General features: G+C 73.8%; 11 protein-coding genes. 2 read left to right on the top strand and 9 right to left on the bottom strand.

All coding sequences use genetic code 11. The annotated features are described in order from the left end of the window. Positions 1 to 61: 61 nt before the first annotated feature. The gene (locus ACLJQE_RS32905) at positions 62 to 3,931 is read left to right on the top strand and encodes a ThuA domain-containing protein (RefSeq protein ID WP_410643575.1); all 3,870 of its coding nucleotides are present in this window, start codon (positions 62 to 64) and stop codon (positions 3,929 to 3,931) included. Between the two features lie 59 nt (positions 3,932 to 3,990). Next, positions 3,991 to 5,934 (top strand): OmpL47-type beta-barrel domain-containing protein, encoded by a 1,944-nt coding sequence (locus tag ACLJQE_RS32900; protein ID WP_410643425.1) that lies wholly within the window; start codon positions 3,991 to 3,993, stop codon positions 5,932 to 5,934. A 64-nt stretch (positions 5,935 to 5,998) separates the two neighbouring features. On the opposite strand, the gene ACLJQE_RS32895 is transcribed toward ACLJQE_RS32900, so the two are convergent. From ACLJQE_RS32895 to ACLJQE_RS32855, 9 genes are all read right to left on the bottom strand, one after another. Beyond that, on the bottom strand, positions 5,999 to 8,935 hold the full coding sequence (locus ACLJQE_RS32895; protein ID WP_410643424.1) for an AAA family ATPase: 2,937 nt from the start codon (positions 8,933 to 8,935) through the stop codon (positions 5,999 to 6,001). Between the two features lie 111 nt (positions 8,936 to 9,046). Continuing rightward, entirely contained in the window at positions 9,047 to 9,253 is a 207-nt protein-coding gene (locus tag ACLJQE_RS32890; protein ID WP_410643423.1) for a hypothetical protein, read from the bottom strand. A 31-nt stretch (positions 9,254 to 9,284) separates the two neighbouring features. Beyond that, positions 9,285 to 12,143 carry a type 2 lanthipeptide synthetase LanM family protein gene (locus tag ACLJQE_RS32885; RefSeq protein ID WP_410643422.1) on the bottom strand — a complete coding sequence of 953 codons (2,859 nt, stop codon included), beginning with the start codon at positions 12,141 to 12,143 and terminating at the stop codon, positions 9,285 to 9,287. 299 nt (positions 12,144 to 12,442) lie between these two features. After that, positions 12,443 to 13,591: a 4'-phosphopantetheinyl transferase superfamily protein gene (locus ACLJQE_RS32880; protein WP_410643421.1), complete on the bottom strand. Its 1,149-nt coding sequence runs from the start codon at positions 13,589 to 13,591 to the stop codon at positions 12,443 to 12,445. Further along, on the bottom strand, positions 13,588 to 16,758 hold the full coding sequence (locus tag ACLJQE_RS32875; RefSeq protein WP_410643420.1) for a S41 family peptidase: 3,171 nt from the start codon (positions 16,756 to 16,758) through the stop codon (positions 13,588 to 13,590). Before ACLJQE_RS32875 ends, ACLJQE_RS32880 begins: the two co-directional genes overlap by 4 nt. Then, the gene (locus ACLJQE_RS32870; protein WP_410643419.1) at positions 16,755 to 17,336 is read right to left on the bottom strand and encodes a GNAT family N-acetyltransferase; all 582 of its coding nucleotides are present in this window, start codon (positions 17,334 to 17,336) and stop codon (positions 16,755 to 16,757) included. The genes ACLJQE_RS32875 and ACLJQE_RS32870 overlap by 4 nt, the downstream gene beginning before the upstream one ends. Beyond that, positions 17,324 to 17,770 (bottom strand): hypothetical protein, encoded by a 447-nt coding sequence (locus tag ACLJQE_RS32865; RefSeq protein ID WP_410643418.1) that lies wholly within the window; start codon positions 17,768 to 17,770, stop codon positions 17,324 to 17,326. The genes ACLJQE_RS32870 and ACLJQE_RS32865 overlap by 13 nt, the downstream gene beginning before the upstream one ends. Then, the gene (locus tag ACLJQE_RS32860; protein ID WP_410643417.1) at positions 17,763 to 18,218 is read right to left on the bottom strand and encodes a GNAT family N-acetyltransferase; all 456 of its coding nucleotides are present in this window, start codon (positions 18,216 to 18,218) and stop codon (positions 17,763 to 17,765) included. Before ACLJQE_RS32860 ends, ACLJQE_RS32865 begins: the two co-directional genes overlap by 8 nt. Further along, a complete protein-coding gene (locus ACLJQE_RS32855; RefSeq protein ID WP_410643416.1) occupies positions 18,215 to 18,736 on the bottom strand; it encodes a hypothetical protein in 522 nt (173 codons plus the stop codon). Before ACLJQE_RS32855 ends, ACLJQE_RS32860 begins: the two co-directional genes overlap by 4 nt. Positions 18,737 to 18,797: the final 61 nt, after the last annotated feature.

Below are 18,797 nucleotides of genomic sequence, written 5' to 3'. Positions count from 1 at the left end.
CGGAAAACGTGCCGCGGTCGTGCTCGCCATCGGTTCGGTCTTCGCGGCCGGGGCCCCGCTGATGGCGATGCCCGTGGCACAGGCCGCACCCGCCGCGGTGAACGTGCCGGTGAACGTGCTGGTCTTCCACGGCGCCGCGGCCGGCCAGAAGGATCCGGTTCTCCGCGCGTCCGACGCGATCGCGCGGCTGGGCGCGGACAACGGCATCACGGTCACGGCATCGCAGGATCCTTCGGTGTTCAGCACCGCCAACCTGGCCCGCTACCGCGGGGTGGTGTTCCTGTCCGCGCAGGGCGTGACGCTCAGCCGGGAGCAGGAAGGCGCGCTGCAGGCGTACATGAAGGCCGGCGGCGGGTTCCTGGGCATTTCCGACGCCGCCCGCGCGCAGGACTCGTCGCAGTGGTTCACCGGCCTGATCGGGGCCCGCCCGGTCGGTGCCCGGCCCACGCCGGAAGCGGTCGCGGCGGTGACCGCGAGCGGGGAGAACCCGCCGAACGAGACCAAGGAGAAACTGGCCGACAACAACGAAAACACGAAGTGGCTGACGTTCGCGACGACCGGCTGGGTCGCCTACAAGATGGCGACCCCGGCCGCGGTCAGCAGCTATGCGCTGGTGTCGGCGAACGACTTCCCGGGCCGGAACCCGAAGAACTGGACCTTGCAGGGTTCCGCGGACGGCACCACCTGGACCGACCTGGACACGCGCGCGAACGAGACGTTCACCGAGCCGTTCCAGACCCGGACGTTCACCTTCGCCAACACCACCGGGTACCCGAACTACCGGCTGAACATCACCGCGAACGCCGGTGAGCCGATCATCCAGCTCGCGGACCTCAAGCTGTTCAAGGACACCTCGACGACCCCGCCGCCGCCCGAGCCGGCGCCGCAGCAGGCCGTCGTCGACGTCCTCGACGCCCACCACCCGGCCACCGAGGGGCTGCCGCAGAACTGGACGCGGACCGATCGCTGGCTCAACTGGGAGACCAACCCGATCGGCACCGTCCACACCGTCGCGCAGGTCGAGGAGAAGGGCTACCAGCCGGGCGTCGGCGCGCACGGCGCGTTCCACCCGATCTCGTGGTGCCGCGACTACGACGGCGGCCGCTCCTTCTACACCGGCATGGGCCGCACCGAAGCGTCCTACGGCGAAGGGCAGTTCCGCGACCACCTGCTCGGCGCGCTGCGCTGGACCACCGGGATGGTCCGCGGGGACTGCCAGGCCGGGATCGCCGCCAACTACAAGGTCGAGCGGCTCACCGGCAAGAACGCGGCCGGGCAGCTCGACCAGATCGGCGAGCCGCACGGGCTGACCATCGCCCCGGACGGCAAGATCTTCTACATCGGCAAGGCGGCCTGCCCGACCGGGCCCGTGGTCAGCTGGGACGACCCGAACGTCGGCCTCGGCTGCGGCACGGTCCACCAGTGGGACCCCGCCACCAAGAAGGTCAAGCTGCTCACCACGTTGCGCGTGATGGGCAACCGCGGCAGCGGCGACGAGCTCGTCAAGAACGAAGAGGGCCTGCTCGGGCTGGCGCTGGACCCGAAGTTCGCCGAAAACGGCTGGCTGTACGCCTACTGGATGCCGCACGAGTCGATCGATCGCGACCAGCGGATCGGCAAGCGCACGGTCTCGCGGTTCACCTACAACGCCACGGCCCAGAGCATCGACCAGGCGACCCGCAAGGACCTGCTGTCCTGGGACGTGCAGATCCACAGCTGCTGCCACGCCGGCGGCGGCATGGCGTTCGACAAGGACGGCAACCTCTACATCGGGTCCGGGGACAACAACTCCTCGGGTGGCTCGAACGGCTACTCGGGCAACAACTGGACGCTCGACTACAAGGGCCTTTCGTTCCAGGACGCGCGTCGCACGGCGGGCAGCACGAACGACTTCGGCGGCAAGATCCTGCGGATCCACCCGGAGGCGAACGGCACGTACACGATCCCGCCGGGCAACCTGTTCCCGAACGGGCCGTCGGACAAGACGCGCCCGGAGATCTACGTGATGGGCGTCCGCAACATCTCGCGGCTGCAGATCGACCCGGTGCACAACTGGATGACCGCGGCCTGGGTCGGGCCGGACGCGCCGTCGCCCAGCCCCGAGCTCGGGCCGGCGAAGTACGAGACGGCGACGATCATCACCGAAGCGGGCAACCACGGCTGGCCGTACTGCATGGGCAACCGGCAGCCCTACCGCGACCGCAGCAGCACGAACGCCGCGGAGCTGACCGGCTGGTACGACTGCGACCACCCGGTGAACACCTCGCCGCGCAACACCGGCCTGGTGACGCTGCCGCCGATCAAGGACAACATGATCTGGTACTCGCCGGACGGCGGCGGCCCGGTCTTCCCGAAGCGGCCCGGCTCGTCGATTCCGACGTACAACGCGGCGGACGCCACCTACACCCAGCCGTACCTGCGGGGCGGCGGCCAGGCCGTCATGTCCGGGCCGACGTACCACCGCTCGCTGGTCAACACCGGCAGCGGTGTCGCGTGGCCGGAGTACTGGGACAACAAGTGGTTCATCGGCGACGAGGCCAACGCGCAGAACCGCGTCGCGGTGACCGTCGACCCGGAGGGCGTGCCGACGCACCAGCCGCCGGTGTTCGCCGAGACGTTCCGGCAGATCATCCCCGGCGGCGCGGGCGACACCCGGGTGCAGAGCTGGATGGACGCCAAGTTCGGGCCGGACGGCGCGCTGTACGTGCTCGACTACGGCAACGGTTTCTTCTCCCTGGACGCGAACCAGAAGCTGCTGAAGATCAGCTACACCGGCGGCGCGCCGACGCCCGCACCGGCGGCCTCGTCGACCATGGTGCAGAACAAGGCGCTGACGGCGGCGTTCACCGGGTCGAAGTCCGGCGGCGTGTCCTACCGGTGGGAGTTCGGCGACGGCTCGGTGTCCACCCAGGCCGACCCGCGGCACACCTACCCGCGCACCGGGATCTTCACCGCCAAGCTGACCGTGACCTATGCGGACGGCGAAGCCGTGACGACCCGGGCCTCGGTGAACGTCGGCTGCGCGGTGGCCGACCCGAGCCCGGTGGTGACCTTGGGCGACAGTCTCACGAAGGTGGTCAACCGCAACGCCGGCGGCGGCTGCACGGTCGACGACTTCCTCGACGACGAAAGCACGTGGAGCACGCACGCGGCGTTCGTCAACCACGTCGAGCAGGCCACCGAAACGCTGTCCGGTCTCGGGGTCCTGAACGACGCCGAGGTGGCCGAGCTGAACGCGGCGGCCGCGGCGTCGCCGATCGGGAAGCCGGGGACGACGGGCTACGACGCGCTGTTCGACGGCACGGCGGAGTCGCTGCGGGCGTGGGCACAAGCGCCGTCCGGCCAGTTCACGTTGCAGCCCGACGGGTCCATCCGGGCCGGTGGCGGGCTGGGCATGCTGTGGTACGCGCAGCGGCAGTTCGGTGACTTCTCGGTGAAACTGCAGTTCAAGGACATCGCCCCGGACCCCGGCCGCGCCAACAGCGGCGTGTTCGTGCGGTTCCCGGATCCGCGGACGCCCGTGGACCAGCGGCCGCCGGGCAGCTGCGGGACGGTCGGCTCGGCCCGGACGTCACAGGCGTGGGTGGCCATCTACTGCGGCCACGAGATCCAGCTCTACGACGGCGACACCGGGGAACCGCAGAAGACCGGGTCGGTCTACAACTTCGACCCGCGCCCGATCGACCAGGCGGGGGCGCGGCCGAAGGGGACGTGGAACGAGTACGAAATCAAGGTCGTCGGGCAGCACTACACGATGACCCGCAACGGCGTGGTGATCAACGAGTTCGACAACACGCCGGGGCAGCAGTCGTCGCGGGCGGGTGACCCGCCGACGGAGCTGCGGCAGTTCGTCAGCGGGTTCATCGGGCTGCAGAACCACAGCGACAACGACCTGATCGAGTTCCGCAACATCCGGGTGCGGCAGCTGTAGCGCGATGGGGGCCGGGTTTCGCCCGGCCCCCATCCTTCCCAGGAAGGTGTTCTCCCGCGATGTCCCCACGACTGATCGCCCTGCTGCTGACGGTGTTCCTGGCGGTGCTCGGCCTGGCGACGCCCGCGGCGGCGGCCCCGGTCCAGACGCTGACCTGGACCGGGAACAACAGCACCACCGAATACGGGTCCGCACCGACGGGCGCCCTGCCCGGCGAGACCAGGATCGTCTTCGAGAACAGCGAAGCCACCGGCAACACGACCGGGATGACGCACACCCTGACGTTCGACACGACGACGCCGGGCTACAACCACGACGTCGACCTGAACATCCTGGCCAACCCGTTCGACCCGCAGGACGGCCGCCACGAGGCCGTCGTGACGCTGACGCCGGGCAAGTACCGTTACTACTGCACCATTCCCGGCCACACGGCGATGGCGGGGGAGTTCACCGTCTCCGACGGCACCGGCGACACGACGCCGCCGACCGTGAGCGCGGCGGTGACGGGGGACAAGGATCCGGCCGGCAGCTACCTCGGGTCCGCCACGGTTTCGCTGACCGCGACCGACCCGGGATCCGGCGTGGCCGCGGTCGAATACCAGCTCGACGGCGGCACGTGGACGGCTTACGCGGCCCCGGTGGTGGTGTCCGCGGTGGGCGCGCACATGCTGCACTACCGGGCTCGCGACGTCGCCGGCAACGAATCCGCCGAAGGGATGGCGCACTTCACGGTCGTCTCACGGCCGGGGGACACCACCGCGCCGGCGGTCGGTGCCGCGATCACCGGCACGCAGGATGCGTCGGGCAGCTACCTCGACGTCGCGACGGCGCGGATCACGGCCACGGACGCGGATTCCGGCGTGGCTTCGGTGGAGTACCGGCTCGACGGCGGCGCCTGGACGGCCTACACCGCTCCGGTCGCGGTGACCGCGGAGGGCGCGCACATGCTGCACTACCGGGCCACCGACGTTGCGGGGAACGTGTCGCCGGAGGGCATGGCCCACTTCACGGTGGTCCGGAGCGACACGACCGCCCCGGCCGTGTCGGCTTCGGTGGCCGGCACGCAGGATGCCGACGGCGGCTACGTCGGCAGGGCGACGGTCACGGTGACGGCTTCGGACGCGGGTTCCGGGGTCGCCTCGGTCGAGTACCGGGTGGACGGTGGCGCGTGGACTGCCTACGCCGCACCGGTTCCCGTTACCGCGGTGGGCGCGCACACGGTGGAGTTCCGCGCCTCCGACGTCGCCGGGAACACGTCCCTGACCGGCTCGGTGGCGTTCACGGTGGTTGCCGGCGGGGACACCTCGGCGCCGGCCGTGTCGCTGCAGGTACGCGGCAACCAGGACGGCGGCTGGAACTACGTCGGCCAGGCGACCGTGACGCTGACCGCGGCCGACGCCGAGTCCGGTGTGGACTTCGTCGAGTACAAAGTGGACGCTGCGGCGTGGGCCCGGTACGCGGCGCCGGTGGTGGTGTCCGCGCTGGGGACGCACACCGTGCGGGCCCGGGCCACGGACGTCGCCGGGAACGTCTCGGCCGAAGTAGCGGGCACGTTCACGGTGGTCGCGGCCCCGCCGCCACCGGACGCCTGCCCGTTCTCGGACACCCGGGAGACGGTGGTGATAGGCGGGATCGACAGCCAGGTCGGGAACACCGACACGGGCAACGGCTGCACGATCAACGACGTCATCGCCGAGAACGCGGAGTACGCCTCCCACGACCGGTTCGTGAAGCACGTGAAGGCGGTGACGCAGGAGCTGGTGGCCAACGGCGTGCTGTCCCCTGGCGACCGCAACCGCATTGTGACGGCGGCGATCGAGTCCGGCGTCGGCGGTCCTCCGCATCGCGGAAATCCGCAATTCCAGGGTGCGGAAAACCGCAACGGAACTTGCGGATTTCCGCAATGCGGGGCAGAGCCGCCGTCCGTAGCGTCGGAGGCGATCGGAACAGGAGGCCGCCACCATGACCGAAATGCAGCCGGCCACTGGCTCAGAACACCTTGACCGAGATCGTCTTGTTGTTCATCCCGTCACCGACATGTTCGTCCGAATCGTCCGCTCGTGGCCGTCAGACCTCCGAGGCCGACGAGTGCTCGGCCGCGAAGCGGGCCAGCTCGGCTCGGTCGCGGACCGAGGTCTTCATCAGCAGGGCCGCCACGTGCTTTTCCACCGTGCGCGGGGAGATGTGCAGGCGCGCGGCCAGTGCCTTGTTGCTGAGCCGGAACGCCAGCAGCTCGAAGACCTCGTACTCGCGCAGGGTGACGCCGATCGCGCGCAGGCTCTCGGGCACCCGCTCGGTTCCGGTCCGGCGCTGCTGCACCGACGCGCCGGCCCGGCGCAGCAGCGCGCGGCACGCGCTGGCCACCGGGATCACGTCCGCGCCGTGGAAATGGCTCTCGGCTTCGCGCAGCCATTCGGCGGGCTCGCCCCAGCCGTCGTCGACGGCGGGTTCCGCGGTCAGGCGCAAGCCCAGCGGGCGGGCCACGCCGAACGGCGCGGCCGCCTGCGCCGCGCGCCGCATCGCCGCGGCGGCGGCCTCGGGCGCGCCGTCGCGGCCGTGCAGCACCGCCTCGGCCAGCAGCACGAACTGGCGGTTCCAGCGCATCCCGCCGGCGGCCCCGGCGGCGATGCGGCGGTGGTCGTCCCAGGCCGCGTCCCCGGCGATGACGTCGAGCAGCAGCTTCAGGCCGTGGGTGCCGGCGAGGTGGAACGTGCTCTGCTGCCGCGCCTGATCGGCGGCAAGGGTGTCCAGCTCGGCGCGGGCGGTGTCGCGGTCCTCCTCCAGCAGCGAGCAGAAGACCTGCGCCAGGCCGCGCGCGAGCGGTGCCTCGGGGCCGGCGTCGCCGCCGCCGCGCCGGAAGTCGCCGAGCGCGCTCTCCATCGCCCGGCGGTCGCCGCGGTGCCCGGCCAGCACCGCCCGCGTCATCTGCACGTACCGGCTGACGGCGTACAACTTGATCCGGGACGCCTCCGCGTAGCACGCGTCGAGCCGCTGCTCGGCCTCGGCGAACCGGCCGCACAGCACGGAATGCAGGCCCAGCACGGCTTCGGCGTTGTAGGCCAGGCTGATCCCGCCGGTGCGCAGCGCCTCGGCCCGCGCCGTTTCCAGCCCGGACGGGTCCGCTTCGGTCAGCCAGGCGTTGCCGCCGAGGCCGACCAGCGCGTAGTTGCGCCAGTTCGTCAGCCGGTGCTCGGCGGCGCTGTCGAGCATCCGCCGGAAGCATTCGCCGGACTCGGCCATGTCCCGCTCGCGCACCACGAACCCGACCGCGTAGAGCGCCTGGCACGCCGTCGACGCCGAACCGATCCGCTCGGCCCCGGCGACCGCCCGGCGGCCCAGTTCTTCGCTGCGGCGCACCCGGTCGGGGGCCGGGCCGGACATCGACAGGTACGCGTCCACGGCGTCCACCGCGACGGACTCTTCGCCCGGCTCCGTCCCCGGCAGCAGCGCCCGGGCCGCGGCGACCTGCTCGAAGCCCTCCGCCCAGCGGCCGGCGACCTGCGCCGCCCACGCCAGGCGGACGTGGACGCGGATCTGGCGGGCGGGATCGCGGCCGTCGGCGGGCCGCAGCGAGCGCGCGACCTTCACCGCCCGGTCGAACTGCCCCGCCTCCGCGAGCGCGAACAGCAGCAGCTCCAGCAGATCCCGGTAGCGGCAGGACTGTTCGCCGCCGCGATCGGCGTCGTCGCCGAGCAGGTTCACGGCGTGCTCCAGCACGGCGATCGCCGACCCCGGTGCGCCCCCGGCCAGCGCGCGCTGGGCGGCCTCGCGGTACAGGTCGGCGGCGGCCCAGCGGTCACCGGCGCCCAGCCGCAGCGAGGCGGCCAGGCTGCACAGCTCGCCCGGCAGGTCGGGGTGCAGCTGGACCACGGCGTCGGCCGCCTTCGCCGACAGAGCCACGCGTTCGGCCGGGTTGAGCAGGGTCAGCAGTGCCTCGGCGGTGAGCGGGTGGCGGAAGGCGTACCAGTCTTCGCCGCGCTCGTCGGCGATGAGGAGCTGGGCGGCGACGGCGGACTGCAGGTGGCCGAACAGGCTGTGGTCGTCGAGCTCGCTCACCCGCTGCACCACCGACAGGGGGAACCGGCGGCCGAGCACCGCGGCGATGGCGAGCAGCTGCTTGCCGCGTTCGCCGAGGCGGTCGGCGCGGCGGGTGATGATCGTGACGAGTGTCGAGGGCACGGCGCTGCGGCCGTGGCCGGTGAACCGCCAGCCCGCCGCGCCGTTCACCAGTTCACCCGCCGCGACCATGCTGTGCAGCAGTTCCTCGACGACCAGCGGGTTGCCCGCGCTGTCGGCGAACAGGCGCTCGGCCACGTCGGCGGACACCTGCCCCGGCTCGGCGCCGAGCGAGGACGCCACCACGTCCCGCACCTCGGCGGGCCCGAGGCTGTCCAGGGGCATGAGGAAACCCTCGCCGCGCCGGGCGGCGGCGTGGGCGGCCTCCAGCGCGGGCGAGGGTTCGGCGCGCAGCGTGGCCAGCACGACCACCGGCTGCGTGCGGATGTTGGCGGCCAGGTACTCCACCACGGCGAGGGTTTCCACGTCGGCGTCCTGGAGGTCGTCGACGACGAAGAGGCAGCCGCGGCCCGCGCCGGCCAGGCCGGTGAGCCGCAGCGTCGCCTCGGCGAGCATCACCAGCGAGGAGTCGCCCGCGGTGTCGGCGCCGGCGGCCCAGTCCGGGATCAGCCTGCCCAGCACCGACCGGTACGGCCCGAGCTGTTCGACCAGCTCGCGGCCGCCGGTGCGGGCGAGGGAGAGGAGTGCTTCGGTGAGGGCCCGGAACGGCACGGCGGGTCCGGTGGTGCTGCCGCGTCCCCGCAGCACCACCAATCCCGCGTCCAGGGCGTGGCCGACCGCCTCGGCGGCGAGCCGGGTCTTGCCGATGCCGGGTTCGCCGGTGACGAACACGGCCGATCCCGAAGAGCGGCGAGCGTCGTGCAACACCCGCCCGATCTCTTCGATCTCCGTTCCTCGGCCGACGAGAGCAGGGGCACGGGTGCGCATGCGCCAACCTTAGATAGCGGACTCGTGTTTTCGGTGCGCGCCCGCTGCAGATTCCGCTGTTCGGACGGATATTTTCCGTTCGAAGTCACGCATGGTGCCGCAGTGGGCACGTTACGCGTGCGTGTGGTTGCTCACGACCGTGCTGATGTCCATCGTGACCACCGCGGCACTGGCCACGCCGAGGGTCAGCCCGGCGAGAATTCCCGCGCGGACACCGATCTTCTTGCCGGCACCAGGCGTGGCGTCGCCGAGCGGGCTGTCCGGCTCCGAGCCGGCGGGGGTCGCGTCGAATTCGCCCGTGTTGGTGTCGTTGCGCATCTTCACTCCTGTGATGAGGTGTGTTTCGCGGTTATTTCCCGGAGATGTCCGAAGGTTCGAGCAGGAGAACCGACGGAACCTGTTCGGCAAAACCGACCCGCAACAACCCGAAACCGATACCCCCGGTTCCGGTCAGCAGGCCTGGGCTCGCTACTCCGTGCGGAGTACCGCACTGGAGCCCGTGTCCTTCGATGGCGCCCACGAGGCGCGAGGTCGCCCTCCGCAACGCGGAGACCGACGGCTCGTGGCCCTGTCCGGCCAGCACCACGAGTGCTTCCAGGGTGCCGAGTTCGCCGTGGCAGAGCGATTGGTCGGTCGACGGCGGCCGGGCGGCCACCGCGGCCGAGAACGCGTCCGCCGCCCGGGCGGCGGTGCCGGGCCACGGCCCGGCGGGTCCCGGTGCGGCGGCCGCGGCGAGGACCCGGCCGGCCAGGCCCGAGCACCAGCCCAGGTCGCCGGTCACCGGTTCCGTCACGGTCCGGTCGCCCCGGCCGAGCGCCCAGTCGGCACCCGCCGCGCCCCAGAGGAAGCCGGGGGCGGCAGGACGCGGGGCGACGGCGAGCCGCCGGGAGAGGGTGGCGGCCAGCGCGGCCGCTTCGGGCAGCCCGCTTTCCGCGTGCACGGCGTGCATGGCCGCGAGGGCACCCGCGGTGCCTTCGCCGACGCCCGCGGGTGCGGCCGCGTCGGCGGCGGCGGTCGCGGAGATCGCCGCGGGCAGGCAGGCGGCGAGGGTGCTGTCGCCGAGAAGGGAGGCCAACCGGGCCAGTGCGTAACAGATCCCGCCGAGGCCGAAGAACCCGCCGGAGCCGACTTCGCGCGCCAGTTCGGGGTGTTCGGCCAGGACCTCGACGAGCACCGGCAGCGTGCGCACGGCCTTCGCGGCCAGCTCGGAGTACCGGGCGGTGCCGGTCAGTGCGCCCAGCTGGGCCAGGAACAGCGCGGTGCCGCAGTAGCCCTCGGCGAGGCCGGCGCCCATCGGCAGGACCAGCCAGTGCCGTCCGTCCAGGAGTTCCAGGCCGACCCAGTTGGCCCGCACGTCGTCGTGGGCGGCGCGGGCGACGAGGTCGTCGCCGATCGCGGAGGCCAGCGCGAGCAGGTGCTGGCTGTCGGGCACGACGGCGGCGACCGCGCCGGGCAGCGGCGCACCCGCGCCGTGGCGGACCTCCGGGCGGCGGGTGGCGAGCGTGGCCTCGACGAACCACTCCTGCTCGCGCAGGTCCTCCGCGCACAGCTGCGCGATCTTCGCGCGGGCCTGGTCGAGGCCGCTCACGGCCAGCAGGCCGGGCAGCACCGCGCCGGTGCCGGTGGTGACGTCGACCGAGCCCGCGGCGGCGGTGAACACCGGCACGTCGCCGTCGCACAGCTCGGTGATCTCGTGCGGCACGAGCGCGGGCAGGTGGGCCTTCCCCTGGTCCTCGGCGAGCGAGGCGAACGCCGCGGGCCGGGCGGCGCCCGCGGTGAGGTGCGCCGGGTGCGTGGAGCCGGTCAGCAGCGTGGCGTAGACCTGCGTCGGCCGCATGACCAGGCGGATTTCCTCGCCGGCGAACCCGGCCAGCGCGTCACCGAGCAGCTCGGCGCGGCGGTCCACCAGGGACTCGTAGGCGGCGCGGAACCCGCTCAGCAGGCTCTGCCGGTACATCCCGGCGTCGACCTCGGCCCCGGCGAGCACCGGGCGGTTCGCGCCGCCGGCGTAGGGGCGGGGGCCGCGGGCCAGGCGCATGTCGTCGGTCCCGGCGCCGGTCCAGTGCGGCACTTCCCCGGGGCTCTGCTCGCCGTTGCCGCCGCCGAACGCCGACACGTCGAGCGCGCCGTGCTCGCCGAGCATCAGCGTGGGCAGCAGGGCGGTGCGCGCCACCGAGCGGTGCAGCGCGGCGGCGGCCGGGTCGGGCCCGTTGCGGGTCAACGAGGTGAAGGCGGGGTGGAACAGCGTCTCGACGTCGACCAGCATCGGCTGGTCGCCGCAGGCGATCAGGTTCTCGCAGTGCATGTCGGTGGCGTCGAGGGCGTAGAGGAGGGCCAGCAGCGCGCCTTGGCGGCGGTAGAACAGCTCGACGCCGGCGTGGTCAGTGCACGGCCGCGCGGGCACGTACTCGGCCCAGCCGTAGCCGTCGCGGGCGAGCACGTCCACCGGGCGCGGGGCGAGCCCGGGCCGCGCTTGCGCGAACCACCGCAGCAGATCGCCCCAGCGGGCGAGCAGCCCGAGCGGGCGCGGCTTGTAGACGAGCCGGCGTCCGTCGGCGAAGCCGAGCACGGCCACCGCGCGGCCGCCGGAGTGCACGTCCCCCGCGCCGAGGGTCAGCTCGCTCAGCTCGGCCGGGCTGCCGGCCAGCAGCCCGGCGCACAGGGCGGCCCGGTCCGCGGCGAACCGCGTGAGCAGCTCGGCGACGGCGTCGGCGGTGCGCAGGCAGGTCTGGGCGAGCAGCCGGGCCAGCACGGGGTGGCGGCCCAGCACCTCGGTGAGGTGACCGCGGCTGCCGAGCAGGCGCAGGAAGTCGACGAAGCGATCACGTCCGGTGGCACCGCGCAGCAGGCCGTGTTTCTTCGCCGAGTGCAGTTCCAGCACGAAGGTGCGGGCCGCGAGGGCGGTGAGCTGCCCGCAGAGCCAGGTCTCGACCCCCGCCCAGACGCGCTCCGCGGCGGGCTCGCGCTCGAGCAGCAGCTCGCGGGTGGCGGCCAGGAACGGAAGCACGGCGTGCCGGAAGACGCGATCGCCGTCCGCGGCGACGGGAGCGGGCCAGTCGCCTTCGACCGGCAGCGAAGCGAGCACCTCGTCGGCGAGCAGCGCCCAGGCGGGCCGGTCGCTGCCGTCCTCGCCGGGGAGGCGAGCGGGGGTCCACCAGGCCGGTGCCTCGTGGGGGGCCTGCTCGGGGCGCTCTACTGTCTGGCTCACGCCGAAGAGATTCGCACTCGGGGAGTTGCGCGTACATGGGTACTCGCTACCCAGATTGGCGGCCCCTGCTCCGGGTAGGGAAGGGCAGCCCCGGCCTACGGCCTCCCCGCGGTCATCGGCGCGTCGAGTCCGGCCAGGTCAGGGGCGGTGGCCGGCGCGCGCGGCACGGTTGCGGCGGCAGGAACGCGGGTGCGCGGCCGACCGGGTGGGTCCGGCGGGTGCGGGTTCGGCGGGTGCGCGGCTTCGCATGACCGGCTGGGTGCGCTGGTGGGTTCCCGCGACCAGCCCCACCACCGCGGTCACGGCAGCCTCGCCTTCATCGGCGCGTCGAGCTCGGCCAGGTCACGCCGGCGCACCGCGCGCACGGGCACGGTCGTGGCGAGGGCGGCCACCTGCCCACCCGGCACGGCGAGCGAGCGCAGGTGCACGGGTTCCCGCGGCCAGCCGGGTACGTCCGAACGGGCGAGCGGTCCCCGCACGTCCACCCGCGCGGGAGCGGCGGCCAGGCCCAGCCCGGCCAGTTTCATCGCCGCCTCCTTGCGGGTCCACGCGGTCAGCAGCCGGGCGGCCCGGTCGGCCGGGTCCGCCGCCGAGAACTCCCGGTGCTCCGAAGCCGACAAAACCACACCCGCCAGCCCGGCCGGGTCGGCCGCCGCGGCCGGGTCTTCGATGTCGGCTCCGATCCGCCCCGTCTCCGCCACCGCCAGCAGCAGCCAGCGTCCGGTGTGGGACACCGAATACGCCGGGGCACCGGCCACCCGCGGCCGGCCGTGGCCGGGGTCGCCGCAGTGCTCGCAGGAGCGGTCGATCGCCACCTCCCACGGGGGGACGCCGACGGCCGAAGCACCCCAAAGGCGCTGCAGCGCACGGGAAGCCGTGAACACCTCGCCCGCCGGGCCGTCGGCCAGCCGGTCGGCGCGCGCCCGTTCGGCACCGGTGAGCAGCCGCCGCCACTCCGGCCGGGGACGGACCGGCACCAGCCAGACGTCGACGCGAACCGGCTCGACCCCACTCTGGGCGGCCTCGCCGCTCTGGGTGGCCTCGCGGCCTTGAGCGGCCTCGCAACCCCGGGCGATCTCGCCGCTCTGGGTGGCTTCGCGGCCTTGAGCGGCCTCGCAACCCCGGGCGGCCTCGCCGCTCTGGGCGACCTTGCGGCCTTGAGCGGCTTCGCGCCCCTGGGTGGCTTCGCGCCCCTGGGTGGCTTCGCCGCTCTGGGCGACCTCGCCGCTCTGGGTGGCTTCGCGACCCAGGGTGGCTTCGCGGCCCCGGGCGGCCTCGCCAACCTGGGTGGCTTCGCGACCCCGGGTGGCCTCGCCGCTCTGGGTGGCCTCGCAACCCTGGGCGACCTCGCAGCCTCGGGCGGCCTCGCCGCCCCGGGCGGCCTCGCCACCCTGCGCGAAGCGGCGTCCCAGCCGGTGTTCCACGCCCGGCCCGTGCCCGCCGGTCATGGCGCCTGCGGCAGCAGCAGCGCCGCCCGGGGTGCGGGCAGCTCGTCCGCCTCCTCGCCCAGCTCGGCCAGCAGGTGCGCGACGGCCGCGGCGAGCTGGTCGTCTTCGCCCGGCTGGAGCCGGTCCGGGGCGGGGACCACCGCCAGGTCCGGCTCCACGCCGTGGTTCTCCAGCGAACCACCCGCGTCGCCGAACCGGTAGCGGAACTCCGGTTGCGTGGTGACCGTGCCGTCCACGAGCCGGTGCCGCGGCCAGGTCGCGATCACCCCACCCCAGCTGCGCCTGCCGATCAGCGGGCCCAGGCCGAGCGCGCGGAAGACGTGGGCGAAGATCTCGCCGTCGGAGCCGGTGTGCTCGTTGAGCAGCGTCGCCATCGGCCCGCGCGGGGACTCCGTGGGATACGGCGCCGTCCCGCTCCACCGGCCGTGCTCGGTGCCGGTGCGGCGGCGGGCGAGCCGGTCGAGCAGCAGCGGCGACACGTGGCCGCCGGTGTTGAACCGGACGTCCACGATCAGGCCGTCGCGGTCGAGCTCGGTGAGGAACCCGCGGACGAAGTCGGCGTACCCGGCGCGTGTCATGTCGGGCACGTGCAGGTACCCCAGCCGCCCGCCCGACACCGCCCGCACGTAGGCGCGGTTGCCCTCGGACCAGTCCAGGTACCGCGCCCGCGCCTCGCCGGCGCACGCCCGGACGACCACCCGGTGCTCGGCCGCGCCGCCCCGCCGCACGGTCAGCTCCACCTCCCGGCCGGCCTGCCCGATCAGGAGCTCGCCGGGACCCGACGGGCCGACCCGGCGGCCGTTGACCGCGACGACGGCGTCGCCCGCGCGGATGTCGGCGCCGAGCCGGGCGCACGGTGAGCCCGCCTTCGGGTTCCACGCGTCGCCACGCAGGATCCGCGCGATCCGCCACTGCGAGCCGTCGGCCGGGGTGTCCCAGTCGACGCCGAGGAAGCCCTGCGCTTCGTCCGGCCCGGCGCGGTACTCGCCGCCGCGCTCGAACGCGTGCGAGGTGCCGAGCTCGCCGTGCAACTCCCAGATCAGGTCCGACAGCTCGGCGCGGCAGGACACCAGCTCCGCGAGCGGCGCGTACCGGTCGTACACCGCGTCCCAGTCGAGGCCGGACATCCGCGCGTCCCAGTACCCTTCGCGCTGCAGCCGCCAGGCCTCGCGGAACATCTGCCGCCACTCCGCGGACGGGTCGAACGGGACCTTCACGCGCCCGAGGTCGACCCAGCCGGTGGCGGGGCCCGGCTCTTCGCCGTCGGGCGGGTCGCCCACGACGTCGGCGCGCAGCACCCGCAACCGGCTGTCGGTGCGGTGCAGCACGACGTCGCCCCGCACGTCCAGCTCGTCGACCGCGCCGAGGCAGCCGGCGGCGACGCGGCCGGTGCCGAGGTCGACCAGCGAGACCGTGCCGTCGCCGCCGGAGTCCGGGTGCGCCGGGTCGGGCGCCGCGAGCGGCACCGACAGCAGCAGCACCCGGCCGGGCAGGGCCGCGATGTCGCTGTACCGGCCTTCGGCCACGGGGAACGCCGCGACGCGCCGGGAAATGCCGTCGAGGTCGACCTCGACCCGGCCGTCGCCACGCGGGGCGGGCGGCGCCTGGCCGGGCACGGCGGCCGTCGTCTCGAACGGCGAAGGGTCGCCCGCCCGCAGGGTGACCAGGTACGGCCGCGAGCCGAACGGGAACCCGACGTCGAACTGCACCTGGTCCAGCTCGGGCGTGAGGTCGCGCTGGCCGAGGAAGTAGAGGTAGCGCCCGGACGGGTCGAACGCCGGGCGCGCGTCCCGCACGACCGGCTCGGTGACCCGGTGGGTCCGCCCGGACGCGGTGTCGGCGAGCTTGATCGACGACGTCCGCGGCGACTCCGGGAACGTGTAGGCCAGCCACCGGCCGTCGGGCGACCAGGCGAGGTCCTCGATGCGCTCGTGCCGGCTCGCGTCGAGCAGCCGGGGCCGCGGCAGCACGTCGGCGGTGTCCACGATCCACACGCGCTGGCGGCTGGTCGCGAAGGCGACGAGCCCGGACGCGGGGGAGGCGGTCAGCTCGGTGATGTGCCCGACGCCGCCGGCCACGAGCACCGAAGTGTCCTCGCCGCCCTCGGCGTCCATCAGCACGATCCGCTCGTCCGGGCTCTCGTCGGCGGCCACGGCGACCAGCTGCCGCCCGCCGGCCAGCCAGCGCAGCAGCCGGTAGCGCACGCCGTCGGCGCTGCCGTGGCCGCGGACCGGCCCCGACCAGTGCGCGAAGGTGAACGCCTTGCCGCGGGCGGTCACCGCGAGCCGGGTGCCGTCGGGGCTGAGCCGCGCGCCGTCGAGGTACTCGCCCGCGGGGGCGAACCGGCGCCCGCGCTGCGCCGCCGCGCCGCCCAGGTCCACCTCGACCGGCCGGGCACCGTGGGCGTCGAGCAGGTGCAGCCGGGCGCCCGCGGTGTAGACCAGCCGGGTGCCGTCGGTGGTGAGCCCGCGCGCGTAGTGGTCGTGGTGGTCGGTGTGGCAGCGCAGGTCGGTGCCGTCGGGCAGGCACGAGTAGACGTTGCCGATGCCTTCGTGGTCGCTGATGAAGTGGACGCGGCCGCCGGCCCAGCAGGGGTCGGCGACGTTCCCGGGCAGCGCGACGAGCGGGGTGAACGGCCCGGCCTCCTGCTCGGCGTACCACAGTTCGCCGGTGCCGCCGCCGCGGTAGCGCTTCCACCGCGCGGGATCCGCGGTGTTGCGGCCGACGACGACGCGTGCGTCGCCGAAGGCGATCGTGTCGGCCGGGCCGAGCCGCAGCGGCCGCGCGGGACCGCCGCCCGACGCGACCGAGAACAGGCGGGCCCCGAAGCCGGACGGCTGCTCGGCGTCGGTCGCGTAGAGGACCTCACCGGACTGCGGGTGCCAGCCGACGGTGACGCAGCGGCCGGCCTGGTAGGTCAGCCGCCGGGGGCGGCCGCCTTCGGCGGGCATGACGTACACCTCGGCGGGGCCGTCGTAGGTGCCGACGAACGCGATTTCCGTGCCGTCCGGGGAAATCCGCGGCCGCCGCGCTTCGCCGGGGCCCGCGGTCAGGCGGTGCGCGCGGCCGCCGCCGGACGACACGGACCACAGGTCGTCCTCGCACGCGAAGTAGACGGTGCCGCCGGAGATCGCCGGGGTCCGCAGGTAGCCGGCCCGCCCGGTCACGACCGGGCCTCGATGCGCGCGCGGATCCGCTCGGCCAGCTCCCGCCGGCGTCCTTCGGCGGAGGCCTGGTGCTTTCGGACGTCCTCATCGGACAGTGTCCAGTAGCACGCGGTCCGCCATTCGCCGACGGTGTAGGAGTCCCGTTCGCACCGGACCTGGTGCTGGGCTTCGAGGGCTTCGGCCGACAGGAACATGGTGTTGTGCGTGAGGACCTGGTTGACGATCACGCGCATGTTGAGCTCGTCGCGCAGGTACTTGTGCACCGCGTAGACGGCGAACGCGCCGAGCCCGCGGTCGCGCGGCAGCACGCCGAAGGACAGCTCGCAGCGCTGCGCGCGCCAGTCGATCGAGGTGATCCACGCGAACCCCATGACGCGGCCGTGCGCGCCGCACACGGTGAAGATCCGCTTGGTGCGCTGCTCCTCGGTGATGGTGCGGTGCTGGCGGGCCGTCAGGCCGTCGTCCCCCGCGCCGACGGCGAAGTCGGTGAGGTTGGCCGTGAACCGCTCCTCGCGCAGCAGTTCCGTGCGCAGCGGGACGTCCTCATCGGTGAAGTGCCGGACGGTCACGATCGGCATGGCTCCTCCTTCACCAGGACCAGCACGTCGTGGAACGCGTGGCCGGCGTAGTGGTGGCCGGGCAGCACGCCGCTGCGGGCGAACCCGGCCCCGAGAAAGGCGGCGGCGCCGTCGGTGCTGCCGGCGGGGACCAGCGCGACGAACGACGTCCGGCGCTGGTAGGTGGCGAGGTGGCCGAGCAGCGCGCGCACCGGCTCGGGGCCGGCGGACGTGCTCGAGACGTACGCCTGGCGCGGCTGCGCCCGGTTCGGCACGCAGCCGACCAGCGCGCCGCCCGCGGCGTACACCTGGGCCTCGCGGCGGGTGAGCTCACGCACGAGCAGGGCGTCGTTCTGGGTCACCGGGTCGGTGCCGAGGAACCCGCGCGCGGCGTCACCCGCGCGGCGCAGTCCCCGCGCGGCCTCGGCAGGCGAAAGCGGCCTCAGGTCAGTCATGGCGGATCGTCCCCCAGATCTCCCGTGCGGCGGGTGCGCCGTCGAACCAGGTGGCGGCCGGGACGACCGCCTCGCGCCGGAACCCGGCCGCGGCCAGCGCGGCCGAGCCGGGCCGGGCGGCCGGGGTGACCCAGCCGTGCAGGCGCCGCAGGTTGAGGCCGGTGAACCCGTGCGCCACGACGGCGGTCAGCAATTCGTCCACATCGGATGATCCGGGGTGGACGCCGATTTCGACGCGGGCCCGCCGGTGCACCCAGTCGATGGCCGTGTAGCGGACGAAGGCGCCGTCGGTGACGCACAGTTCCTCGTCGTGGCCGGTGGGCGGGGGAACCTCCGTCGGGTCGGCGAGTGCCGGCCAGTCCGCCAGTGGCAGCCCCAGGAGCTCGCCGGGCAGCCAAGGCCCGGTCAGCAGATCGCGGTCGGTGCCGCGGTAGCCGCGTAGTTTCATGACTCCGCCCAGACCTGGGAGAAGAAGACCGTGCCGCGGCGACGGCCTTCGTAGGTGGTCACGCCGGCGAGCGTGCCTTCTTCGGTGAGCCCGGCCGAGCGCGCGAAGGCGAGGCCGGCCGGGTCGAACTCGGGGAAGCGGACCGACAGCCGCACCAGCTCGTGCCGCCACCGCAGCGCGCGCACGATCTCGTGGTAGGCGTCGCGCCACCAGTGCGGGGGAGCGTCGGAGCGCAGGCGCAGGTGCAGGACGTAGTGACAGCCGTGCTCGCTGCCCTCGTGCTCCAGTGCGTACAGGCCGGCGGGCTCGCCGTCGGCGCAGAGCACGCGCGTGTCGTCGCCGAGGAGCCGGTCGATCTCGCACTCCGGCCGCGTGTCGGGCCGGTCGGTGCGGAAGAAGAAGCCGGGGTCGGCGAACAGCGCGAGCACGTCCGCCCGGTCGGCGGCCGCGCAGGCGCGGGCCGACCAGCGCGGCAACGCGAGGTCCGCCGCCGGTGCGGCGGGCGCGATCGAGGTCATGGCCCCTCCCGGGCTGGTGGAAATGGCGGGTAAAGCCGCGGGAACGGCACTTTCACGGGAA

This window comes from Amycolatopsis sp. lyj-346, from assembly GCF_046548975.1.
In the GTDB taxonomy this organism is placed as follows: Bacteria; Actinomycetota; Actinomycetes; order Mycobacteriales; family Pseudonocardiaceae; genus Amycolatopsis.
Note: the sequence above shows the minus strand (reverse complement) of the source record. Positions and strands in the feature narration are given on the sequence as shown.